The 20,445-nt window shown below is 73.5% G+C and carries 24 protein-coding genes; 6 read left to right on the top strand and 18 right to left on the bottom strand.

From position 1 onward, the window contains the following. Positions 1 to 49 precede the first annotated feature (49 nt). Positions 50 to 301, bottom strand: coding sequence for a hypothetical protein (locus DMH12_RS19650; RefSeq protein WP_125492847.1), 252 nt, complete (start codon positions 299 to 301; stop codon positions 50 to 52). Between the two features lie 185 nt (positions 302 to 486). Here DMH12_RS19650 and DMH12_RS19645 point away from each other — a divergent pair, with 185 nt between their 5' ends. Continuing rightward, positions 487 to 1,734, top strand: a complete 1,248-nt coding sequence (locus DMH12_RS19645) for a hypothetical protein (protein WP_125492846.1) — start codon at positions 487 to 489, stop codon at positions 1,732 to 1,734. Positions 1,735 to 1,765: 31 nt separating this feature from the next. Continuing rightward, entirely contained in the window at positions 1,766 to 1,939 is a 174-nt protein-coding gene (locus tag DMH12_RS39135) for a hypothetical protein (protein WP_185832420.1), read from the top strand. Positions 1,940 to 2,087: 148 nt separating this feature from the next. Here DMH12_RS39135 and groL read toward each other — a convergent pair whose 3' ends face one another. The 4 genes from groL to DMH12_RS19625 all read right to left on the bottom strand — a co-directional run bounded on the left by groL (position 2,088) and on the right by DMH12_RS19625 (position 6,133). After that, positions 2,088 to 3,713, bottom strand: a complete 1,626-nt coding sequence (gene groL, locus DMH12_RS19640) for a chaperonin GroEL (RefSeq protein WP_122615796.1) — start codon at positions 3,711 to 3,713, stop codon at positions 2,088 to 2,090. Between the two features lie 132 nt (positions 3,714 to 3,845). After that, positions 3,846 to 4,154, bottom strand: coding sequence for a co-chaperone GroES (gene groES / locus DMH12_RS19635; RefSeq protein WP_003974211.1), 309 nt, complete (start codon positions 4,152 to 4,154; stop codon positions 3,846 to 3,848). A 297-nt stretch (positions 4,155 to 4,451) separates the two neighbouring features. Beyond that, positions 4,452 to 5,180, bottom strand: a complete 729-nt coding sequence (locus DMH12_RS19630) for a polysaccharide deacetylase family protein (RefSeq protein WP_125492845.1) — start codon at positions 5,178 to 5,180, stop codon at positions 4,452 to 4,454. Then, positions 5,177 to 6,133 carry a polysaccharide deacetylase family protein gene (locus tag DMH12_RS19625; RefSeq protein ID WP_125492844.1) on the bottom strand — a complete coding sequence of 319 codons (957 nt, stop codon included), beginning with the start codon at positions 6,131 to 6,133 and terminating at the stop codon, positions 5,177 to 5,179. Before DMH12_RS19625 ends, DMH12_RS19630 begins: the two co-directional genes overlap by 4 nt. A 90-nt stretch (positions 6,134 to 6,223) precedes the next feature. Between DMH12_RS19625 and DMH12_RS19620 the strand changes: the two genes are divergently transcribed. Continuing rightward, positions 6,224 to 7,405: a class I SAM-dependent methyltransferase gene (locus tag DMH12_RS19620; protein WP_260474258.1), complete on the top strand. Its 1,182-nt coding sequence runs from the start codon at positions 6,224 to 6,226 to the stop codon at positions 7,403 to 7,405. Positions 7,406 to 7,426: 21 nt separating this feature from the next. Here DMH12_RS19620 and DMH12_RS19615 read toward each other — a convergent pair whose 3' ends face one another. The 8 genes from DMH12_RS19615 to tsaB all read right to left on the bottom strand — a co-directional run bounded on the left by DMH12_RS19615 (position 7,427) and on the right by tsaB (position 14,331). Then, positions 7,427 to 8,677 carry an RNA polymerase sigma factor gene (locus DMH12_RS19615; protein ID WP_125492842.1) on the bottom strand — a complete coding sequence of 417 codons (1,251 nt, stop codon included), beginning with the start codon at positions 8,675 to 8,677 and terminating at the stop codon, positions 7,427 to 7,429. Between the two features lie 44 nt (positions 8,678 to 8,721). Next, complete coding sequence (locus tag DMH12_RS19610) at positions 8,722 to 9,078, bottom strand: YciI family protein (protein WP_125492841.1); 357 nt, start codon at positions 9,076 to 9,078, stop codon at positions 8,722 to 8,724. 120 nt (positions 9,079 to 9,198) lie between these two features. Further along, on the bottom strand, positions 9,199 to 10,227 hold the full coding sequence (locus DMH12_RS19605; protein ID WP_125492840.1) for an LCP family protein: 1,029 nt from the start codon (positions 10,225 to 10,227) through the stop codon (positions 9,199 to 9,201). A gap of 179 nt (positions 10,228 to 10,406) precedes the next feature. After that, on the bottom strand, positions 10,407 to 11,459 hold the full coding sequence (locus DMH12_RS19600; protein WP_125492839.1) for a LacI family DNA-binding transcriptional regulator: 1,053 nt from the start codon (positions 11,457 to 11,459) through the stop codon (positions 10,407 to 10,409). 320 nt (positions 11,460 to 11,779) lie between these two features. Continuing rightward, the gene (locus DMH12_RS19595; protein ID WP_125492838.1) at positions 11,780 to 12,034 is read right to left on the bottom strand and encodes a hypothetical protein; all 255 of its coding nucleotides are present in this window, start codon (positions 12,032 to 12,034) and stop codon (positions 11,780 to 11,782) included. Continuing rightward, on the bottom strand, positions 12,031 to 13,149 hold the full coding sequence (gene tsaD / locus DMH12_RS19590) for a tRNA (adenosine(37)-N6)-threonylcarbamoyltransferase complex transferase subunit TsaD (protein ID WP_125492837.1): 1,119 nt from the start codon (positions 13,147 to 13,149) through the stop codon (positions 12,031 to 12,033). Before tsaD ends, DMH12_RS19595 begins: the two co-directional genes overlap by 4 nt. Beyond that, entirely contained in the window at positions 13,142 to 13,627 is a 486-nt protein-coding gene (rimI, locus tag DMH12_RS19585) for a ribosomal protein S18-alanine N-acetyltransferase (protein ID WP_125492856.1), read from the bottom strand. Before rimI ends, tsaD begins: the two co-directional genes overlap by 8 nt. A gap of 50 nt (positions 13,628 to 13,677) precedes the next feature. Continuing rightward, positions 13,678 to 14,331 carry a tRNA (adenosine(37)-N6)-threonylcarbamoyltransferase complex dimerization subunit type 1 TsaB gene (gene tsaB / locus DMH12_RS19580; protein ID WP_125492836.1) on the bottom strand — a complete coding sequence of 218 codons (654 nt, stop codon included), beginning with the start codon at positions 14,329 to 14,331 and terminating at the stop codon, positions 13,678 to 13,680. A 151-nt stretch (positions 14,332 to 14,482) separates the two neighbouring features. Between tsaB and DMH12_RS19575 the strand changes: the two genes are divergently transcribed. Continuing rightward, a complete protein-coding gene (locus DMH12_RS19575; protein ID WP_125492835.1) occupies positions 14,483 to 15,037 on the top strand; it encodes a hypothetical protein in 555 nt (184 codons plus the stop codon). Positions 15,038 to 15,056: 19 nt separating this feature from the next. On the opposite strand, the gene DMH12_RS39130 is transcribed toward DMH12_RS19575, so the two are convergent. The 4 genes from DMH12_RS39130 to alr form a co-directional block, all read right to left on the bottom strand. Further along, positions 15,057 to 15,230 (bottom strand): hypothetical protein, encoded by a 174-nt coding sequence (locus DMH12_RS39130; RefSeq protein WP_185832419.1) that lies wholly within the window; start codon positions 15,228 to 15,230, stop codon positions 15,057 to 15,059. Between the two features lie 155 nt (positions 15,231 to 15,385). Continuing rightward, positions 15,386 to 15,919, bottom strand: coding sequence for a tRNA (adenosine(37)-N6)-threonylcarbamoyltransferase complex ATPase subunit type 1 TsaE (gene tsaE / locus DMH12_RS19570; RefSeq protein WP_185832418.1), 534 nt, complete (start codon positions 15,917 to 15,919; stop codon positions 15,386 to 15,388). Then, positions 15,885 to 17,144, bottom strand: a complete 1,260-nt coding sequence (locus DMH12_RS19565; protein WP_185832417.1) for an alpha/beta fold hydrolase — start codon at positions 17,142 to 17,144, stop codon at positions 15,885 to 15,887. Before DMH12_RS19565 ends, tsaE begins: the two co-directional genes overlap by 35 nt. Positions 17,145 to 17,253: 109 nt before the next feature. Continuing rightward, the gene (alr, locus tag DMH12_RS19560) at positions 17,254 to 18,420 is read right to left on the bottom strand and encodes an alanine racemase (RefSeq protein ID WP_125492833.1); all 1,167 of its coding nucleotides are present in this window, start codon (positions 18,418 to 18,420) and stop codon (positions 17,254 to 17,256) included. Positions 18,421 to 18,510: 90 nt separating this feature from the next. Between alr and DMH12_RS19555 the strand changes: the two genes are divergently transcribed. Continuing rightward, a complete protein-coding gene (locus DMH12_RS19555) occupies positions 18,511 to 18,882 on the top strand; it encodes a holo-ACP synthase (RefSeq protein ID WP_125492832.1) in 372 nt (123 codons plus the stop codon). A gap of 38 nt (positions 18,883 to 18,920) precedes the next feature. On the opposite strand, the gene DMH12_RS19550 is transcribed toward DMH12_RS19555, so the two are convergent. Then, a complete protein-coding gene (locus DMH12_RS19550; RefSeq protein WP_125492831.1) occupies positions 18,921 to 19,529 on the bottom strand; it encodes a helix-turn-helix domain-containing protein in 609 nt (202 codons plus the stop codon). Between the two features lie 72 nt (positions 19,530 to 19,601). On the opposite strand from DMH12_RS19550, the gene DMH12_RS19545 reads away from it, so the two are divergent. Further along, positions 19,602 to 20,445 (top strand): NAD(P)H-hydrate epimerase (locus tag DMH12_RS19545; protein ID WP_125492830.1); only part of this gene is annotated, 844 nt, incomplete at its 3' end.

Here is a 20,445-nt window from a genome sequence, read left to right as displayed (position 1 = left end):
TGCTGCTCCTGTCATTGAGAGGGTTCGGGCAGTTGTCGCAGAGCTCTCCTCATTCGCCGCAGCCGCCCCGGAGGTGCTTGGTGCCAGCCGCTCCCAAGCCGACAACTCCCGTCACCCGGGAAGGCTGGTTCCAGCCGCGCACATCCGGTTTCCGCTGGGAGCAGGAGAGGGCGCATTCCACCGCCACGCCGAAGTGGTGGTCGGCGTTCGGCAGCCGTGCCGCGTCCATCAGGAAGACGGCGTCCTTGTAGTGGCGCGTGGCCGCGTGGGCGAAGTGGTGCTGTTCTGAATTCACCTGCACGGCACGGCTCTTAGGGCTCATGTCACTCGGATGGCCCGGCTCCGGTGCACGCACGGGAGCGTCACCCGAACGTGTGGTCCATTCCGGTCCCTCGCCGGCGGATGCGATGGGAAACGTAGCGTCAGGTGGCTGCGCCCGCAGCGGGCGGGAGGTAGCAGGCCGGCAAAGGGAGAAGGTGGCATCGGGTGAGCGCGGGCACGGGTGACCGGGGCGGACGGTTCGTCGAGGGCGCCGACGGCGGGCCTCAGGGCAGGGGGAAGCCGGATCGGGGCGCGGTGACCGGTGGGGGGTCGGTGATGTTCTCCGACGCCCCCGGGGCCGGCGGGCCGCCGTCGGCGTTTCCCGCCTCGGGGCGCCCCGAGGCGGCCGGCGCCGGGGCTGCGTCCGTCCCGCGCGCCCGGCCCGCCCCGCGTCCCCGGCCCGGTGGTGTCCCTGCCGGGCACCTGGGTGCGGGGCGGTGGGGCAAGATCGCGCAGCGGATCGTGCCGCACGACCTCCAGCCCGACGTGCTGCGGCTGGAGCTGACCGAACTCGGGGACGCGTTCCGCGCGTACCAGCGGCGCCCCGAACCGGATCTCGCCGTCCTCGCCGAACTCCACGACCGCAAGGCCCGCGCCTTCGCGCTGTGGGCCGACGTCACCGACGACGCGTCCCTGCGGGAGGAGGCCGTACGGGCGGAGGCCGCGGCGCGGACCACCCGCGAGATGAACGCCAACCGCCTCGGCATCGAGGTCGACGGTGGCGGGCCGGTCGTCGAGCGCTTGCTGACCCGGGGGCAGGGCGCCCACGCCCGTAGGGTGCTGGAGCACGTCCGGGTCCACGCCCCGCTCCCCGGGGCCGAGGCGAGGCTCGCGGTGCTCATGCTCTCCCTGCGGTCCGCGCGCGCCGGCACCGGGAACGTGACCGGGCAGGATCTCGCCGGCTGGCTGCAGGGCGACGCCGAGCGGGTGGTCCAGGAACTCGTCGACGTCGGCTGGCTGCGTCTGCCGGAGGGGGTCGACGTCGCCGACGCGCTGGACTCCCGGCCCGAGGAGCCCACCCAGGTCACCGTCCCCTCGCTACTGCCCGCCGAGACGCGCCCGCTTCCCTTCGGCAAGGTCACCCGGGCACGGTTGTCGGGGTGGGCGCAGAAGGTGGTGGGCGACCGGAAGCTCCGGAAGAAGAAGGCGGGCGCCGCCACCCGGCTCCTCGCCGTGTACACCGCCGCCCACAGCCGTCCCGACGGGCGTCTCGGAGAGCGGGTCGAAGGCGCCGCCGGCGACGGTGTCGGCCTGGACGCGGTCGCCTCGTTCTGTGGCCTGCGGCCCGAGGACGTCGCCGAGCACGCCGAGGTGCTGGTCGCCACGGGCTGGCTCACCGAGGCCGACATCGCCGGGGGCAGGCTGCGGGGGCGGCTCGGTGAGCGCATCCTGCCGCTGAGCGGGCTGGTGTGACCGACCACCGCGACAGACGGCCGTCGCCTGCTTGACCTTCCGTTTCAGCGCCACACCACGCGGCGCCCGCCTGGCCCGGCGGGACGTCCTCGACATCAAGGAGGACGTGTACGCCGGCGATTTCAAGGTCGAGCTGTCCCAGGGGTTCACCGGGAAGGCCGCCGGACGCGTCGAGGAGTACGTCGACAAGGGGATCGCCCCGTAAGGGGCGCGGGGAACTGCGCGAGCAACCACGACGGTGCCGCCCCGGCCCAGAACCCGCCGGGCAGACGCGAACCCGGTACGTCGGGTGAACGCAACGGTGCCCAGCACCCCCGTAGGGGCACTGGGCACCGTTCGGCTCAGCGCAGCGCCTAGTGGGCGTGCCCGTGGCCGTGGCCCGCGGCGGCCGGCTCTTCCTCTTCCTTCTTCTCGACGACCAGGGTCTCGGTCGTCAGGAGGAGGGAGGCGATGGAGGCCGCGTTCTCCAGGGCGGAGCGGGTGACCTTCACCGGGTCGATGACGCCGGCCTTGACCAGGTCGCCGTACTCGCCGGTGGCGGCGTTGAAGCCCTGGCCCTTGTCCAGCTCGGCGACCTTGGAGGTGATGACGTAGCCCTCCAGGCCGGCGTTCTCGGCGATCCAGCGCAGCGGCTCGACGGCGGCGCGGCGGACGACCGCGACACCCGTGGCCTCGTCGCCGGTCTTGCCCAGGTTGCCGTCCAGCACCTTGACGGCGTGGACCAGCGCGGAGCCACCACCGGAGACGATGCCCTCCTCGACCGCGGCGCGGGTCGCGGAGATGGCGTCCTCCAGACGGTGCTTGCGCTCCTTCAGCTCCACCTCGGTGGCGGCGCCGACCTTGATCACGCACACGCCGCCGGCCAGCTTCGCGAGGCGCTCCTGGAGCTTCTCGCGGTCCCAGTCGGAGTCCGTGGACTCGATCTCGGCCTTGATCTGGTTGATGCGGCCCTCGACCTCGTCGCGCTTGCCGGCACCGTCGACGATCGTGGTGTCGTCCTTGGTGACGGTGATGCGGCGGGCGGTGCCGAGCACGTCCAGGCCGACCTGGTCGAGCTTGAGGCCGACCTCCTCGGAGATGACCGTGGCGCCGGTGAGGACCGCCATGTCCTGGAGCATCGCCTTGCGGCGGTCGCCGAAGCCCGGGGCCTTCACCGCGACGGCGTTGAAGGTGCCGCGGATCTTGTTGACGACGAGGGTGGAGAGCGCCTCGCCCTCCAGGTCCTCGGCGATGATCAGCAGCGGCTTGGAGGCGTTGGCCTGGATGACCTTCTCCAGCAGCGGCAGCAGGTCCGCGATGGAGGAGATCTTGCCCTGGTTGATCAGGATGTACGGGTCCTCGAGGACGGCCTCCATGCGCTCCTGGTCCGTCACGAAGTACGGCGACAGGTAGCCCTTGTCGAAGGCCATGCCCTCGGTGAAGTCCAGCTCCAGACCGAAGGTGTTGGACTCCTCGACGGTGATGACACCGTCCTTGCCGACCTTGTCCATCGCCTCGGCGATCAGCTCGCCGACCTGCTGGTCCTGGGCGGACAGCGCGGCGACGGCGGCGATGTCGGACTTCTCGTCGATCGGCCGGGCCGTGGCGAGGAGGTCCTCGGACACGGCGGCGACGGCCGCGTCGATGCCCTTCTTCAGCAGCGCCGGGGAGGCGCCGGCGGCGACGTTCTTCAGGCCCTCGCGGACCAGCGCCTGGGCGAGCACGGTGGCGGTGGTGGTGCCGTCACCCGCGATGTCGTTGGTCTTGGTCGCCACCTCCTTCACCAGCTGGGCGCCGAGGTTCTCGTACGGGTCCTCGACCTCGACCTCGCGGGCGATGGTGACGCCGTCGTTGGTGATGGTGGGGGCGCCGAACTTCTTGTCGATGACGACGTTGCGGCCCTTGGGGCCGATCGTCACCTTCACGGTGTCGGCGAGCTTGTTGACGCCGCGCTCGAGGGCGCGACGGGCGTCCTCGTCGAACTTCAGGATCTTCGCCATGGGAGCGTGAGCCCTCTTCCGGAAATCTCGGGGTTATACGGCAACTGCGCCCCCGACGCCCGGCTTTTTATGGTCGCGGGAGCCAGGGGCGCAGCTGGAAAGCAAGGTGCTTCGGTGAAGTAGGAGCTACTTCTACTTCTCGACGATCGCGAGCACGTCGCGGGCCGAGAGGACGAGGTACTCCTCGCCGTTGTACTTCACCTCGGTGCCGCCGTACTTGCTGTACAGCACGACGTCGCCGACGCTGACGTCGAGCGGAAGACGGTTGCCGTCCTCGAAGCGGCCCGGGCCGACGGCCAGGACGACGCCCTCCTGGGGCTTCTCCTTGGCGGTGTCCGGAATGACCAGGCCCGAAGCCGTGGTCTGCTCGGCGTCGAGCGGCTGGACCACAATGCGGTCCTCGAGCGGCTTGATGGCAACCTTGGAGCTGGTGGTCGTCACGATCCGACCTCCCCCTTCGGAGATCTCACGGGGTTAACTGTCTGAGGTGGCGACCAGGTGGATCCGTCGTCGCGGGTGCCGGACCTGCCCGTCGCGTAGTTGGCACTCTCCAGTGGGGAGTGCCAGAGCCGAGACTATGACTGCGATTAGCACTCGGTCAAGCGGAGTGCCAATGCCCGCGGCGCGTCGGCCGGGTTTTCGCGTGAACGCCGGTCTGTGGAGCGCATCCGGCGTGGGTGTGGGCCTCGCTGGGGGCTGCGCCCCCAGACCCCCCTTTCGGCCTGAACGGCCTCGTCCTCAAACGCCGGACGGGCTGGAAGTGAGGTAGTCGTTCAAGTTGCCCACCCTCAGCCCCTGCTCCTCGATCGTCTCCAGCAAACGCTCCGTATGGGCCGTCAGGTCCACGGACACGATGTCGCCGGGGTGCAGGCGGTGCTCGCCGCGGGTGTAGACGAGGTGGCCGTCGGCGTTCAGGGACGCCCTCGACATGACCACGGCCGTGATGCCGCAGTCGGCCGCGGCGCGCAGGGTCGTCGTGTCGTACGTGCCGTACGGGGGGCGGAAGAGGTGGGGGCGGACGCCGAAGCGGGACCTGAGCTTGGTCTGCTGGCCGCAGATCTCGGCGCGCTGGCCGGCGTAGGGCAGGCCCCGCAGGGAGCGGTGGTCCAGGGTGTGGTTCTGCAGGCTCGCGCCCACCGAGCGCAGCCCGGCGAAGTGGCCGTACGCCGGTCCGGCCACGGTGTCGGTGAGGAACAGGGTGACGGGCAGGCGGCGCTCGCGGACCAGGGCAGTGAAGCGGGGATCGCGCTCGGCGCCGTCGTCGTAGGTCAGGAAGACGACCCGGTCGGTGGTGCGGACGTGGTCCACGACGGGCGGGAGGTTCCGGTTCTGGTCGCCGCTCCGGTCGCCGCCCCGGGCCGGTTCCCCGGCGGCCGGGTGTCCGGCGGGGCCGGCGAACTGGGCGCATCCGGTGAGCAGTACGGCGGCCAGGGCGGCCCCGGCCGGCCGGAACCGCCCTCGCCTCACAGGTAGTCCTCCAGGCGGGCCACCGCGTAGCCCTCGGCGGTGATCCGGTTCAGGAAGCGCCGGGCCATGTCGGTCATCGTGCCGTCCCAGTCCTCGCGGCCCCGGAAGTGGGTGAGGACGATGTCCCCGGGGTGCAGGTCCCGGTCCCACTCGCGGTACTCCCAGTGGTCGACGAACACCTCCTCGCTCCAGATGGGCGCGTACTCGATGCCGCAGGACTTGGCGGCGCGCAGGGTGTCGCGGTTGTAGTTGCCGAAGGGCGGGCGGAAGAGGACGGGGCGCTTGCCGTAGCGCTTCTCCATGACCTCCTGCATGCCGCAGATCTCCCGCTTCTGCTCCGCGTAGGAGAGGCCGGGGAGGTAGGGGTGGCTCAGGGTGTGGTTGTTGAGGGTGACCCCGCGGGCCTGCATCTTCTTGAAGTAGCCGTAGTCGTCCTTGATCTCCTCGTCGGTGAGGAAGACGGTGTACGGGATCTTCAGCTCGCTCATCATCCTCAGGAACGACCGGTCCTTCTCGGCGCCGTCGTCGATGGTGAGGAAGACGATCTTCTCCTTCGTGGGGATCGTGGTGAAGACCGGCGGGAGGCCGTCCTCCTCCTGGCCCTCGACCTCGAAGCCGTCGCGCGCCTTGATCTCCGGCTTCTTCGCGGGGGGCGCGGGGGCGGTCAGCGGGACCTTTCGGAGGTCCCAGCGCTTGGCGGCGGCGACCCGGGCGGCCTGGGCCGCGCCCAGTCGGGCCGCGTACGCGTCGAGCGCGCGGGCCGGGGGTGCCTGGAGGGGCTCCTGGCCGTGGGCGCCCCGGACGTCCGAGGTGTCCTGCGCACAGCCGGCGGCGAGTGCGGCCACGGCGAGGACGGCGGTGACGGCGGCGGTGCGTCCGCGCGGTCCGGGGGCAGTCGCCGCCCGCAGCACCCGCGACGCCCGGCTTTTGTCATTTTGTACGACTGCTCGCATGGTGCCGGATCCTCGCAGTCCCGGACCGCCGGACCCCGTCCGACACCGCGCCGGAGGCACACCATCCACCGACTGGCCCACAATGAGGCGGTGAACGACCTCGACGCCCTGCTCTCCCTGCTGACCCCCGAAGGCCGCGCCCTCCTCGACGAGGTGCGCGACACCGACCCCGCGCGGGAGTTGGCCGTCGCCACCCGGCTGCGCCGCGAGCACCCGGCCGCGCTGGTGTCGGCCGCGCTCGGGCAGGCACGGCTGCGGCAGCGGGCGGCGGCGAAGTTCGGGGCCCGGGACGCGGGTCGGATGTTCTTCACGGCCAACGGCGTCGAGCAGTCCACGCGGGCGAGCGTGGCGGCGTACCGGGCGGAGCGGTTCGCGGCTCTGGGTGTCACCTCCGTGGCCGACCTGTGCTGCGGGATCGGGGGCGACGCGATCGCGCTGGCCCGGGCGGGCATCCGGGTGCTGGCGGTGGACCGCGACCCGGCGACCGCGGCGGCGGCCCGCGCCAACGCCGAGGCGCTGGGGCTCGCCGAGCTGATCGAGGTGCGCGAGGCGGACGTCGAGGCGGTGGACACCGGCGGGTACGACGCGGTCTTCGTCGATCCGGCCCGGCGCGGCGGCAGGGGGAGGATCTTCGACCCCGAGGCCTACTCGCCGCCGCTGTCCTGGGCCGTCGGCGCGGCCCGTACGGCCTCCCGCGCCGCCGCGCTGAAGGTGGCGCCCGGCATTCCGCACGAGGCGGTGCCACAGGACGCCGAGGCCGAGTGGATCTCCGACGGCGGGGACGTGAAGGAGGCGGTGCTGTGGTTCGGCGGCGCCGCGGGGGCCGTGCGGGCCACCCTGCTGCCGGGGCCCCGCACCCTGCCCGGCACCGGCCTGCCCGACCCGGAGGTCCGCACACCCGGCCGCTACCTGTACGAGCCGGACGGCGCCGTGATCCGCGCCCATCTGGTCGCCGAGGTCGCCGAGCAGGTCGGCGGCGGGCTGCTCGACGCGACCATCGCCTACGTCACCGCGGACGAGCTGCTGCCGACGCCGTACGCCACGGCGTACGAGATCACCGACCTCATGCCCTTCAACGTGAAGAAGCTGAAGGCACTGCTGCGGGAGCGCCGCGTCGGCACGCTGACCGTGAAGAAGCGGGGGTCCGCGGTCGAGCCGGAGGAGCTGCGGCGGAAGGTCAAGCCGCAGGGGCCGAACGCGGCGACGGTGTTCATGACCCGGGTCGCGGGAGCGCCGACGATGCTGGTCGGTCAGCCGGTGCGGAAGCCGTAGGACCTTTCCGGCGGACAGGCCCTAACCGCACTCCTCCGCCCGGCGGATCAGCAGTTCGCGCTCGCGTTCGTTGCGGGTCAGGGACGCGGCCCGCTCGAACTCCGCGCGCGCCTCGGCCGGGCGGTCCAGGCGGAGCAGGAGATCGCCGCGGACGCTGGGGAGCAGGTGGTAGCCGCGCAGGGCCGGTTCGGCGGCCAGGGCGTCGACGAGGGCCAGCGCGGGGGCCGGGCCCTCGGCCATCGACACGGCGACCGCGCGGTTGAGTTCGACGACCGGGGACGGGGCGCGGGCGGCGAGCAGGCCGTAGAGCGCGGCGATGCGCGGCCAGTCGGTCTCCTCGTAGCGGTGTGCCGTCGCGTGGCAGGCGGCGATCGCGGCCTGGAGGACGTACGGGCCCGGGGCGCCGGAACCGGCCGTGGCGTGGGCGTGGTCGAGGGCGGTGATGCCGCGGGCGATGAGCAGCCGGCTCCAGCGGCGGCGGTTCTGGTCGCGCAGGAGGACCGGCGCGCCGTCGGGGCCGGTGCGGGCGGCGGTACGGGAGGCCTGGAACTCCAGCAGCGCCGTCAGACCGTGGACCTCGGGTTCCTTCGGCATCAGGGCGGAGAGGACTCGGGCCAGGCGCAGGGCGTCCTCGCACAGGGCCGGGCGGAGCCAGTCGTCGCCCGCGGTGGCCGCGTACCCCTCGTTGAAGATCAGGTAGATGACCTCCAGGACGGAGCCCAGGCGGGCCGCCCGGTCCGGGCCGTACGGCACCTCGAAGGCGACGTTCCTCGTGGCCAGGGTGCGTTTGGCGCGCACGATGCGCTGCGCGACCGTCGGCTCCGGGACGAGGAAGGCACGGGCGATCTCGGGCGTGGTCAGGCCGCCGAGCAGCCGCAGGGTCAGGGCGATGCGGGCCTCGGCGGAGAGCACCGGGTGGCAGGCGGTGAAGACCAGCCGCAGCAGGTCGTCGTCGATGTCGTCCGGGTCGGCGGGCTCCACCGGCGGTGTCTCGGCGGGCAGCTCGCGGCCGATCTCCGCGAGCTTGCGGGCGTAGGTCTCCCGGCGCCGGACGAGGTCGACGGCGCGGCGCCGGGCGGTGGCCATGAGCCAGGCGCCGGGGTTGTCGGGCACACCGTCCCTCGGCCACTGCTCCAGGGCGGCGACCAGGGCGTCCTGCGTGAGTTCCTCGGCGATGCCGACGTCCCGCACGAGCCGGGCGACCCCGGCGACGACGCGCGGGGTCTCCAGTCGGAAGACGGTCTCCAGGGCCTCGGTGGGCTGCGGTTCCACAGCCCACCATGCAACACCCTCGAACGGCCCGAGCAAAGCGGAACTCAGCCCTCCATGAGCTGGCGCACCTCGCAGGTGACCGTCCAGTGCTCCTCGTGCACCTTCAGGAAGCGCTTGGTCCACTCGACGGCCTCGGCCTTGTCCTTGGCCTGGAGCAGGGCGTAGCCGCCGACGACCTCCTTGGACTCGGTGAAGGGCCCGTCGGTGACGGACAGCTGCCCGCCCTCGTAGTGGACGCGGGTGCCGTCGGCGGTCGGGGTGAGACCGGCCGTGTCGAGCAGGACGCCGGCCTTCGTCATCTCCTCCATCAGCTTCTCCATGCGCTGCACCAGCTCGGGGCTGGGGCCGCCGGAGAAGGTGTCGTTCTCCTCGATGCGGATCAGCGACAGGTAGCGGGGCACGGTGACTCCTCGGGTTCGGCGGCCGGGGTCGCTCCCCGGCCTCTCACCCAGTGCGTCGAACGGGCGCGGCGTGGATCGACACCCCCCGCAGATTTTCTTCAGGAATTTTCCGGGAGGCCGCTAGCGCAGCGATTCCCACAGGTCACCGGCGTCCGGCTCGTGGGCGATCACCCGGTTGGGATCCCAGGGCGCCGGGTCCACCGGCATGGTCACGGTGCGTACGTCGTCCGCCGCGAGGCCCCCGAGGCTGCGGCCGAGGCCGGTCAGCTCGCCCAGCGAGTCCAGGCCGGTGTCGGTGGTGAGGCTGCCGGTGACCGCGTCCGCGACCTGGTAGAGGCGCGGGGGGTCGGTGAGCAGGTCGGTGGTCGCGATCTGTTCGAGGAGCGCCTTGACCAGGTTCTGCTGGAGCTCTATCCGGGCCAGGTCGCTGCCGCCCGCCAGCCCGTAGCGGGTGCGGGCCAGGCCGAGCGCCTCGGTGCCGTCGAGGTGGTGGGTGCCGGCGTCCAGGTGCAGGTGGCTCTTGTCGTCGTCGATGTCCACGTCCGTGGTGACGGTGACCCCGCCCAACGCGTCGACCAGCTTGGCGAAACCGGAGAAGTCGATCTCGATGTAGTGGTCCATGCGGACACCGGTGAAGGACTCGACGGTCTTGACCGCGCAGACCGGACCGCCCAGTTCGTAGGCGGTGTTGAACATCGCGTTGCTCGCCTCCCGGGTCGAGTCGCCGGACTCCAGCGGACAGGAGGGACGGTCGACGAGCGTGTCGCGCGGGATGCTGACGACGGTGGCGGCGGTGCGGCCCGCGTCGAGGTGGACGACCATCGCCGTGTCGGAGCGGGCGCCCCCGCTGTCGCCGCCGCCGAGTTCCCGGTTCTCCTCGCCGCTGCGCGAGTCCGAGCCGAGGACGAGGATGTTCAGGGCGCCGGTGGGCACCGGGGAGGCGGAGGGCGAGGCGGAGGGGACGGTGGCCGGGCGCGCGGGGCGGTCGTCGCCGAGCGCGCCCTCGATGTCGACGCTGTTGATGTTGCCGTTCAGGTGCCAGTACGTCCAGCCCACCGCGGCGAACCCGAGCAGCAGCGCCCCGGCCAGCGCCAGGCCGGCCACCTTGAACCCCTTCGAGCGCCCACCGCGCCCGTCCCGCGCAGCCATGCGTCCGCCCCCGCCCCAGCCGGTCCCGTTCGCGTCCCCACGCGAGTGCCCCGTCGGAGGGAACATAAGTCGGAATTGTTGAATCAGGAACGTGCGGGTCGGGATTCTGCGTAAATTCTCAGACTTCGGCGCGGCTCGGCGCGGGCTTCGGCGCGGCTCGGCGCGGGCTTCGGCGCGGCTCAGCCGGTGCCGGGCGCCGCCGTGCTGCTGCGCACCTCCAGGCTGGTGGCCAGCTCCACCCGGGTCGCCGACGCGGAGCCGTCGTCCCGCCCGAGGTCCAGGACCAGCCGCGCCGCCGCCTCGGCCATCTCCATCAGCGGCTGCCGCACGGTCGTCAGCGGCGGCCCCACCCAGCGGGCCACCGGCAGGTCGTCGAAGCCGACCACGCTGAGGTCCTGCGGGATGCGCAGCCCCAGCTCGCGGGCGGCCTCGTACAGGCCCAGCGCCTGGAGGTCGTTGCCCGCGAAGACGGCGGTCGGCCGGTCGGGGCGGCGCAGCAGCTCCAGGCCCCGCCGGTAACCGGCCTCGTGGTGGAAGTCGCCGGTCACGATCAGGTCGGGTTCGACCGGCAGCCCGGCGGTCTCCAGGGCGGCCCGGTAGCCGTCGACGCGGGCGCGGCTGCACATCATCCGGGTGGGCCCGCTGATCGCCCCGATGCGGGTGTGCCCGAGGTCGACCAGGTGCCGGGTGGCGGCGAGTCCGCCCTGCCAGTTGGTGGCGCCGATGGACGGCACGTCGGCGCCGGGGTCGCCCGCCGGGTCCATCACCACGAACGGGATGGAGCGGCTGGTCAGCAGAGCCCGCTGGGACTCGTCGAGGCCGGACAGGACCAGGATCACGCCGTGCGGACGGCGGGCGGCGACCTGGTCGGCCCAGGTCCGGCCGGGCGTGAGGCGCCCCGCGCTCTCGGAGAGCACCACGCTGAGCCCGGTGTCCCGGGCCACGTTCTCCACGCCCCGGATGACCTCCATCGCCCAGGCGCTCTCCAGCTCGTGGAAGACCAGGTCGATCAGCGGTGAACGGGTCGACTCGGCCCGCCGGCGCCGGTAGCCGTGGGTGCGCAGCAGCTCCTCCACGCGGGCCCGGGTCGAGGGCGCGACGTCGGCACGGCCGTTGAGCACCTTCGAAACAGTCGGCGCCGACACACCGGCCGCACGCGCGATCTCGGCGAGGGTCGCGGTCTGCGGGGACCGCTTTTGCGTCCGGGTTTCAGCGGGCTGCGGGGATGTCATGGCGGCGATCGTAACCCTGCGGGCCCGCTTGACGAAGCCCCAGGCAGGCCGGGGGTCGGATGGTCACACCGGGCGGGCATCAAAACATTCGGTCAGCACGCCAAAACATTCGAGGACCCGCTGTCCGGGCCCGTCGGTTCATTCCTGCTCCGTCCCCAGTTCGGCCGGTCGGAGGGATGCCCCCGTCGTGGCCGGCCGCGGCCGGTGCAGCTGCCGGTCGGGCGACCGCAGGCGGGGTCGAAGGGCGGGGCCCGGCCGGGCGGCGCCCTCGGCCAACTCGGTCATCCGCCGGTCATCCGATCGATGCATTACGCACCAGATCAGTCACCGACCGCCTCGAACCGCCACCGGTGCACCGCCCTCGTGACCAGATCCCCGTCGGGTTCGGGCAGTTCCGGCAGTTCCGCGTCGTACGGGGCGTCCCACCAGGTGATGACCAGGACCCGGTCCTGCGGGGCGCGCAGGGTCTCGCGGCGGAGCGGGGTGCCGGCGAGCGGCTGGGCGCGGGTCCAGGCCAGCAGGTCCGCGCCCCGGCCGGGCACGGCCCGCGCCTCCCACATCAGGGCGACGGTCACGAGTACAGGTTCTCCTTGCTGACCTCGTGGACGTGGTCGTGCGAGTGGCCGTGGCCTTGGCCGGTCCCCGGCACGTGCGGGTCGGTCACCGGCAGCGACGAGTCCGCGGACAGGTCCCAGTCGGAGGCGGCCCGGCCCCGGGCGACCATCTCGGCGCCGAGGGCGGCCACCATGGCGCCGTTGTCCGTGCAGAGCTTGGGGCGCGGCACCCGCAGCCGGATGCCGGCCGCCTCGCAGCGCTCCTGGGCCAGCGCGCGCAACCGGGAGTTGGCGGCGACGCCACCGCCGATCATCAGGTGGTCGACGCCCTCGTCCTTGCAGGCGCGCACCGCCTTGCGGGTCAGCACGTCCACGACCGCCTCCTGGAAGGACGCCGACACGTCCCGCACCGGCACCTCCTCCCCCGCCGCCCGCTTCGCCTCGATCCAGCGGGCCACGGCCGTCTTCAGCCCGGAGAAGGAGAAGTCGTAGGCCGGGTCGCGCGGACCGGTCAGCCCGCGCGGGAAGGCGATCGCGTTCGGGTCGCCCTCGCGCGCGTACCGGTCGATGACCGGGCCGCCGGGGAAGCCCAGGTTCAGCACCCGGGCGATCTTGTCGAAGGCCTCGCCGGCCGCGTCGTCGATGGTGGCGCCCATCGGGCGGACGTCGGAGGTGATGTCCGTCGAGAGCAGCAGCGAGGAGTGGCCGCCGGAGACCAGCAGGGCCATCGTCGGCTCGGGCAGCGCGCCGTGCTCCAGCTGGTCGACGCAGATGTGCGAGGCGAGGTGGTTGACGCCGTACAGGGGCTTGCCGAGGGCGTAGGCGTACGCCTTGGCCGCCGAGACGCCGACCAGCAGGGCGCCGGCCAGGCCGGGACCGGCGGTGACGGCGATGCCGTCGAGGTCGCGGGCGCTGACCCCGGCCTCCTTGAGGGCGCGGTCGATGGTGGGGACCATCGCCTCCAGGTGGGCGCGGCTCGCCACTTCGGGGACGACGCCGCCGAAGCGGGCGTGCTCGTCGACGCTGGACGCGATGGCGTCGGCCAGCAGGGTGGTGCCGCGCACGACACCGACGCCGGTCTCGTCGCAGGAGGTCTCGATCCCGAGGACGAGCGGCTCGTCGCGTGAGTCAGCCATGGTTGTCGGTTCCTCGTTCGGTTCCCGGTACGGAGGTGGAAGGGTCGGTCAGGCGCATCACCAGGGCGTCCACGTTGCCCGGCTGGTAGTAGCCGCGCCGGAAGCCGATGGGCTCGAAGCCGAACCGCTCGTACAGCCGCTGGGCGCGGGTGTTGTCCACCCGGCACTCCAGCAGCACCTCGGTGCATTCGAAGGCGGTCGCGGCCCGCAGCAGCTCGGTCAGCAGCCGCGCGCCGAGGCCGGTCCCCCAGTGGTCGCGGGCGACGGCGATGGTCTGCACGTCGCCCTGCTCCCCGGAGGTGACGAGGCCGGCGTAGCCGACGAGGCGGCCGTCCTCCTCGGCGACCAGGTACCGCCGGGTCGCCCCGGGGCCGCGCGCGTGGGCCAGCTCGGACCAGAACATGCCCCGCGACCAGGCGTCCTCCGGGAACAGCTCCCGCTCCAGGCGGAGCACCGGGTCGATGTCCCACCAGCGCATCTCGCGCAGCCCGGCGTCCACGGCCGGGGCCACGGGTTCGGTCGCTCCGGTCACTTGGGGGTGACCACCTTGTAGTTCTTGGGGACCTGGGCGTCGGGCCTGCGCAGGTACAGCGGCCGGGGCTCGGGCAGCTTCTCGCCCGCAGCGAGCTTCTCGGCGGCCAGGCAGGCGAGGGCGGCCGCGGAGACGTGCTCGGGCTCGTGCGCCTTCGGGAAGGTGTCCGGGTACAGCAGCGCGCCCGCGCCGACGGCCGGGACTCCGGCCACCTGCCCGGCGATGTCGGCGGGGCGGTCGACGGCCGGGTCGGTGAGGCGGGTGCGGGAGTCGGCGTAGCGCGCCCAGTAGACCTCCTTGCGGCGGGCGTCGGTCGCCACCACGAAGGGCCCCTCCAGGTCGGCGGCGTAGGCGAGGCCGTCCAGCGTGCACACGCCGTGCACGGGCACCCCGAGCGCGAGCCCGAAGGTGTCAGCGGTCATCAGGCCGACGCGCAGGCCCGTGTACGGGCCGGGGCCGATGCCTGCGACGACCCCGGTGACGGCGTCGAGCCGCAGTCCGGCCTCGGCGAGCACCCGGTCGACGGCGGGCAGCAGCAGCTCACCGTGCCGGCGTGCGTCCACCTGGCTCGACGAGGCGATGACGTCCGTACCGTCGTGCAGCGCGACGGTCACGGCGGGCGTGGCGGTATCCAGAGCGAGCAAGAGCACGCAAACAGCCTACGGCGCCGCGCGCCCCCCGGCGGACGCCCGGTCGGCGGCTCCCGTCCCCACCCGTGTCGCACAGCGCGGCCACCACGTCACGGACTGCTACCGTCGCCGGGGAACACAGGCACGACGTACGACGACGAGGTGGTCGCCCGTGGCAAGCAGCAGCGCCGGTTTCGTCACCGGCCTCACCGCGGCCGCCCTCGCGACCATCGGCTACCTCGCCCACCAGGCGTCGGCCAGCGTCCCCGCCGACCTCGGCCGGACCCAGGTCGACAGCACACCCGCCCCGGGCGCCTCCAAGGCACCGCGCGACCGCAGGCACCCCGAGGCCCTGCCGACCGGATCCGGCCAGGGTGAACGGGTGGTGTACTCGGTGGACGACGACCGGGTGTGGCTGGTCGGCGCGGGCGGCGAGGTGCGGCGCACCTTCCGGGTCACGCCCAGCTCGGTCGACCCGGCGCCGGGCACCTACGCGGTCACCTCCAGGTCCAACCGGGTCACCGGGTCCGACGGCGTCCCGGTCGAGCACGTCGTGCGCTTCACCAGCACCGCGGGCGTGGTGATCGGGTTCAGCGCGGCGCTCGACGGCTCGACGGCGAAGCCCGCTCCGGGAGAGCGCACCGGCGGCATCCGGGAGTCGCGCGCGGACGGCGACGCGATGTGGCGGTTCGCGACGATCGGGCAGCCGGTCGTCGTCGTCCCCTGAGGCACGGAGCCTGGGCGGGTCAGGCGGCCTCGCGGTGCTCCCGGACGGGCCCGCGGGCCTCCGGTTCGGGTGCGCGCGGCGGCGTCGAGACCGCCGCGGCGGCGGCGCAGGACGCCAGCAGTTCACTCATGGGCACCCCGCTGAGCGCGGGCGACTGCGGCCTGCGGCGGGCCTGCGGCTCGGTCTGGGACATGGACGCCTCCTGAAGGTCGGGGGCGGGCGTGGTTAGGCATGCCTAACCACGAGCTGGATACCATGTGACCACGCACAAGACCCGGAACGCAATATTTCCCGACGCCTTGTCGGAACATCCCGGCGGCGCACCGAAGGGACCGGCCGGGGCCGCGCTCAGCCGGCGAGCACGCTCGTGTCGGCGTCGGCCCAGCGCGCGCCGACGCCGGTCACCGTCACGTGCCGCACCTCGTCCGTGGTGTCGCCGACGGCGCGGTGGATCCACAGCTGCAACCGGTCGTCGGTCAGCTCCTCGACCTTGCCCTCGCCCCACTCCACGATGATCACCGAGTCGGGCAGGGAGACGTCCAGATCGAGGTCCTCCATGTCGTCCAGGCCGCCGGACAGCCGGTAGGCGTCCACGTGGACGAGCGGCGGGCCGTCACCGAGCGAGGGATGTACACGGGCGATCACGAAGGTCGGAGAGGTGACGGCGCCGCGCACTCCCAGGCCCTCGCCGAGCCCCCGGGTCAGCGTCGTCTTGCCCGCTCCCAGCTCCCCGCTGAGCATCACCAGGTCACCGGCGCGCAGCAGCTTGGCGAGCCTGCGGCCCAGTTCCCGCATCTGCTCGGGGGAGGTGACGGTGATCTCGGTCTCGGGGGCGGGCCGGTCCGGCTCAGCCGGGCCCCGCGCTGCTGCTGGTGCTTCCATAGCCATCCACGGTAGCCGCTGCCGGCACTGCGCCCGCGCGGGCGAGCAGGTCGGCCAGACGGTCCGTGACCAGCTCCGGGTGCTCCAGCATCACCAGGTGCCCCGCGTCGGGGACCAGCACCAGCTCCGCGTCCGGCAGCAGTCCCGCGATCGCCTCGCTGTGCTCGCTGGGCGTCACCAGGTCGCGCACCCCGGCCAGCACCAGGACCGGCAGGCCGGCGAAGTGGGCGAGGGCCTCGGTCTTGTCGTGGTCGTTGAAGGCCGGGTAGTACTCGGCGACCACGTCGATCGGCGTCGACTCGATCATCCGCTCGGCGAACCGGGCCACGGCGGGGTCGACGTCCCGGTTGGCGAACGAGTACCGCTTGATGATCCCGGCGAACAGGTCCGCCGTGGCCCGCCGCCCCTTCTCCACCAGCTCGGCCCGCTGCCCCAGCGCCTTCAGCACGCCCGGCAGCACCCGCCGGACCGCGTTGACACCGGCCACCGGCAGCCCGAAGTTGACCTCGCCGAGGCGGCCGGAGGAGGTGCCGACCAGGGCGACGCCGACGACCCGCTCGCGGACCAGGTCGGGGAAGGCGTCGGCCAGGGCCATCACGGTCATGCCGCCCATGGAGTGCCCGACCAGCACGATCGGCCCCTCGGGCACGGCGGCGTCGATGACGGCCTTCAGGTCCCGGCCCAGCTCCTCGATGGTGACCGGGCGGCCGTCCCGCGTCTGGGCCACGCCCCGCGCGGACCGGCCGTGGCTGCGCTGGTCCCAGTGCACGGTGCGGACGACGCCCTTCAGGGCGGCCCGCTGGAAGTGCCAGGAGTCCTGGTTGAGGCAGTAGCCGTGGCTGAAGACGACGGTCACCTCAGCGGGCTCCTTGCGGCCGAACAGCCGCCGCCTGCGCCGGGTCAGCGCGGACTCCTCAGCCGGTTCGACGTCGTCGACCTCGTAGTACAGCTCGGTGCCGTCGTCGGCGTACGCCTTGCCGGGGTTGCCGCGCAGTCCGCCGTACGGCCCCGCCGAGTCCAGGGCGAGCCGGGCCTTCTGGCGCATCCCGCGGCCGACCGTCAGCCGCTCTATCGCCACGCCGGCCGCCGCGCCCGCCGCGACCACGCCTATGGCGACGCCGGCGATGCCGGTCGCCCTGCGCCAGCCGCCGGCGGCGGCCTCGGTGGCCGCTTCCGTGGCGGAGGCGACGGCCGACGCGACGGCCTCCGCGTTGCTCTCGCTCACGTACACCGCTCCTCTTCGCCGGGCCGCTGTGCGGATACCCACTGGTTGCCGATTCACCTGAACGCGCGTCACGCGGTGTGCGGGTGGCGCGTCATCCCCTATGGACGCGTCACTCGTTCAAGTAGACGCGCGGCACGCGGGATCCGATCCGGGTGACGATCTCGTACCCGATGGTTCCGGCCGCCTGCGCCCAGTCCTCGGCGGTGGGTTCGCCGCGGTCGCCGGGCCCGAACAGCACCGCCTCGGCGCCCGCTTCGGGCCGGTCGCCGCCGAGGTCGACGACGAACTGGTCCATCGCGATCCGTCCGGCGACGGTGCGCCACTTGCCGTCGACCAGGACGGGGCCGAGGGAGGAGGCGTGGCGCGGGATGCCGTCCGCGTAGCCGAGGGGGACGAGGCCGAGGGTGGTGTCGCCGGGGGTCGTGTAGTGGTGCCCGTAGCTGACGCCGTGGCCGCCGGGCACCTGCTTGACCAGGGCCAGCGCGGCGGTCAGCGTCATCACGGGCCGCAGTCCGAGGTCGGCGGGGGTGCCGATCTCGGGACTGGGCGAGACGCCGTACATCGCGATGCCGGGCCGCACCAGGTCGAAGTGGGTCTCGGGGAGGGTGAGCGTGGCCGGCGAGTTGGCGATGTGCCGCACGTCGGGGCGTACGCCCTGCCGTTCGGCGTACGCGGTCATCTCCTGGAAGAGGGTGAGCTGGGGGGCGATGGAGGGGTGCCCGGGCTCGTCGGCGCAGGCGAAGTGAGACCAGAGCCCGGTGACCCGGAGCAGGCCCTCGGCCTCGGCTCGCAGGGCCTGACGGACCAGTTCCGCCCAGTCCGCGCCCGGCTGGCAGCCGCCCCGGCCGAGCCCGGTGTCGGCCTTGAGCTGCACGAGCGCGGGGCGCCCGGCGAGCCGTGCCGCCGCGGTGACCTCTTCCAGGGCCCACAGGGCGCTGACGGAGACGTCGAGACCGGCTTCCACGGCCTCCCGCCAGGGGCCGCCCGGCGTCCACAGCCAGCACATGATCCGTACGCCGTCCGGCAGTCCGGCCTCCGCGCGCAGGGCGAGCGCCTCCTGCGGGGTGGCCGTGCCCAGCCAGGTCGCGCCCGCCTCGACGGCCGCGCGGGCGCAGGGTGCCGCGCCGTGGCCGTATCCGTCGGCCTTGACGACGGCCATGAGAGCCGCCCCGGGGGCCCGTTCGCGCAGGGCGCGGACGTTGGCCCGCAGGGCGGCCAGGTCGATCTCGGCCCGGGCCCGCAGTACCGCGTCCCGCCGAGCAGCTGTCTCACTCATCGTGCCCACAGTCTCTCAGAGCCCCCGGCCGTCGCCGTGTGCCCGGCGTCACCGCCGGACGGCGGGCCGGCAGTGGTTAGGGTGCCCGGCATGAGCATCATCGGGGTCGGGATCGACGTGGCCGAGGTCGAGCGGTTCGGGGCGTCGCTGGAGCGCACACCGGCCCTGGCGGGGCGGCTCTTCCTGGAGAGCGAGTTGCGGCTGCCGAGCGGGGAGCGCCGGGGCGTCGCCTCGCTCGCCGCCCGCTTCGCGGCGAAGGAGGCACTGGCCAAGGCGCTGGGCGCGCCGGCCGGCCTGCTCTGGACGGACGCCGAGGTGTACGTCGAGGACAGCGGCCGGCCGCGGCTGCGGGTGACGGGGACGGTCGCGGCGCGGGCGGCGGAGCTGGGGGTGGCGTCGTGGCACCTGTCGCTCAGCCACGACGCGGGGGTGGCCTCGGCGGTGGTGATCGCGGAGGGGTAGCGCCTTCTCCAAGGATCTCCAGGTGCCGTCAAGGGTTCCTAGGCCCGGCCCCCGGCCGGCCGGACCCGGATGTGCATGCGCTCGCCCTGGGCGCCGTACAGGGCGATCCACTCGACCGGCCGGTCACCCGCGTTGGCGATGCCGTGCGGGACGCGGGTGTCGAACTCCGCGGTCTCGCCGGCCGTCAGGACGAGGTCGTGGTCGCCGAGGGCGAGGAGCAGGCGGCCGGAGAGGACGTAGAGCCACTCGTGGCCCTCGTGGGACCCCTGTTCGGGGCGCGGGCTCCCGGGGGTCCGCGGGACGGCAGGGGCGGGGAGGATCTGCTTGTAGGCGTGCAGCCCGTCGTTCGGGTTCCGGGTGAGCGGGACCCAGGTCTGGCCGTGCCGGGTGAAGGGCCGGGGATGGACGCGGGGGTCGCCGGTGCTGGAGCCGACCAGTTCGTCCAGGGGCAGGCGGTGGGCCCTGGCCAGCGGCAGCAGGTGCCGCAGTCCGGGCTCCCGGCGCCCCGACTCCAGCCGGGACAGCGTGCTCACGGAGACGCCGGTGGCCGCGGCGAGCTGCGCCAGGCTGAGCCCGCGGGCCCGCCGGATCGCCCGCAGTCTGGCCCCCAGAGAGGTCATGACCTGTGCCGTCTCCTCGTCGCCCATGGGACAACTGTCCCGCACATCGCGGGCGCCGGGCTCGTGCGTGTTCCGGGTGTACGGGGAAGACTCGACGGCATGCGGACTGCGTACAGCGTGGAGACGGTCAGGACGGCGGAACGCCAGGAGATGGCACGGCTGCCGGAGGGGGCGTTGATGCAACGGGCCGCCGCCGGGCTCGCCGCCGCCTGCGCCGAGGTGCTCGGACGGGTGGCGGGCCGGGTCTACGGCAGCCGGGTGGTGCTGCTGGTCGGCAGCGGGGACAACGGCGGTGACGCCCTGTACGCCGGGGCCCGGCTGGCCCGGCGGGGGGCCGGGGTGACGGCGGTGCTGCTGGCGCCGGACCGCGCGCACGGACCGGGGCTGGCCGCGTTGCGCCGGGCGGGTGGCCGGACGGTGGCGGGCGGGCCTCAGACCGGCGCCGGGCCGGCCGTGGAGCTGGTCACGCGGGCCGACCTGGTCGTCGACGGGATCGTCGGGATCGGCGGCAAGGGCGGGTTGCGGGAGGAGGCGGTACCGCTCGCGGACGCGGCCGCGCGGTCCCGGGCCGCCGTGGTCGCCGTCGACCTGCCGAGCGGGGTCGACGCGGACACCGGGGAGGTGCGGGGGGCCGCGGTCCGCGCCGACCTGACGGTCACCTTCGGGGCGCACAAGCCGGGTCTGCTGGTGGATCCGGCGCGGGAGTACGCCGGTTCGGTGCGGCTGGTGGACATCGGGCTGCCGCTGCCGGGTGAGGCGGCCGAGCTGGAGGCCCTGCAGCACGGGGACGTGGCCCGGCTGCTCCCGGTGCCGGGCGCGGAGAGCGACAAGTACCGGCGGGGGGGGGTGGGGGGGGGCGCCGGGGGGGCCCGCTATTCGGGGGCGGGGGGGGTGCGCGTCGGCTGGTCCTTTTTATCAACTTCTGCCGCCCGCGGGCTGCTCT

The sequence above is a fragment of the Streptomyces sp. WAC 04229 genome (genome assembly GCF_003947455.1).
GTDB lineage: Bacteria > Actinomycetota > Actinomycetes > Streptomycetales > Streptomycetaceae > Streptomyces.
Note: the sequence above shows the minus strand (reverse complement) of the source record. Positions and strands in the feature narration are given on the sequence as shown.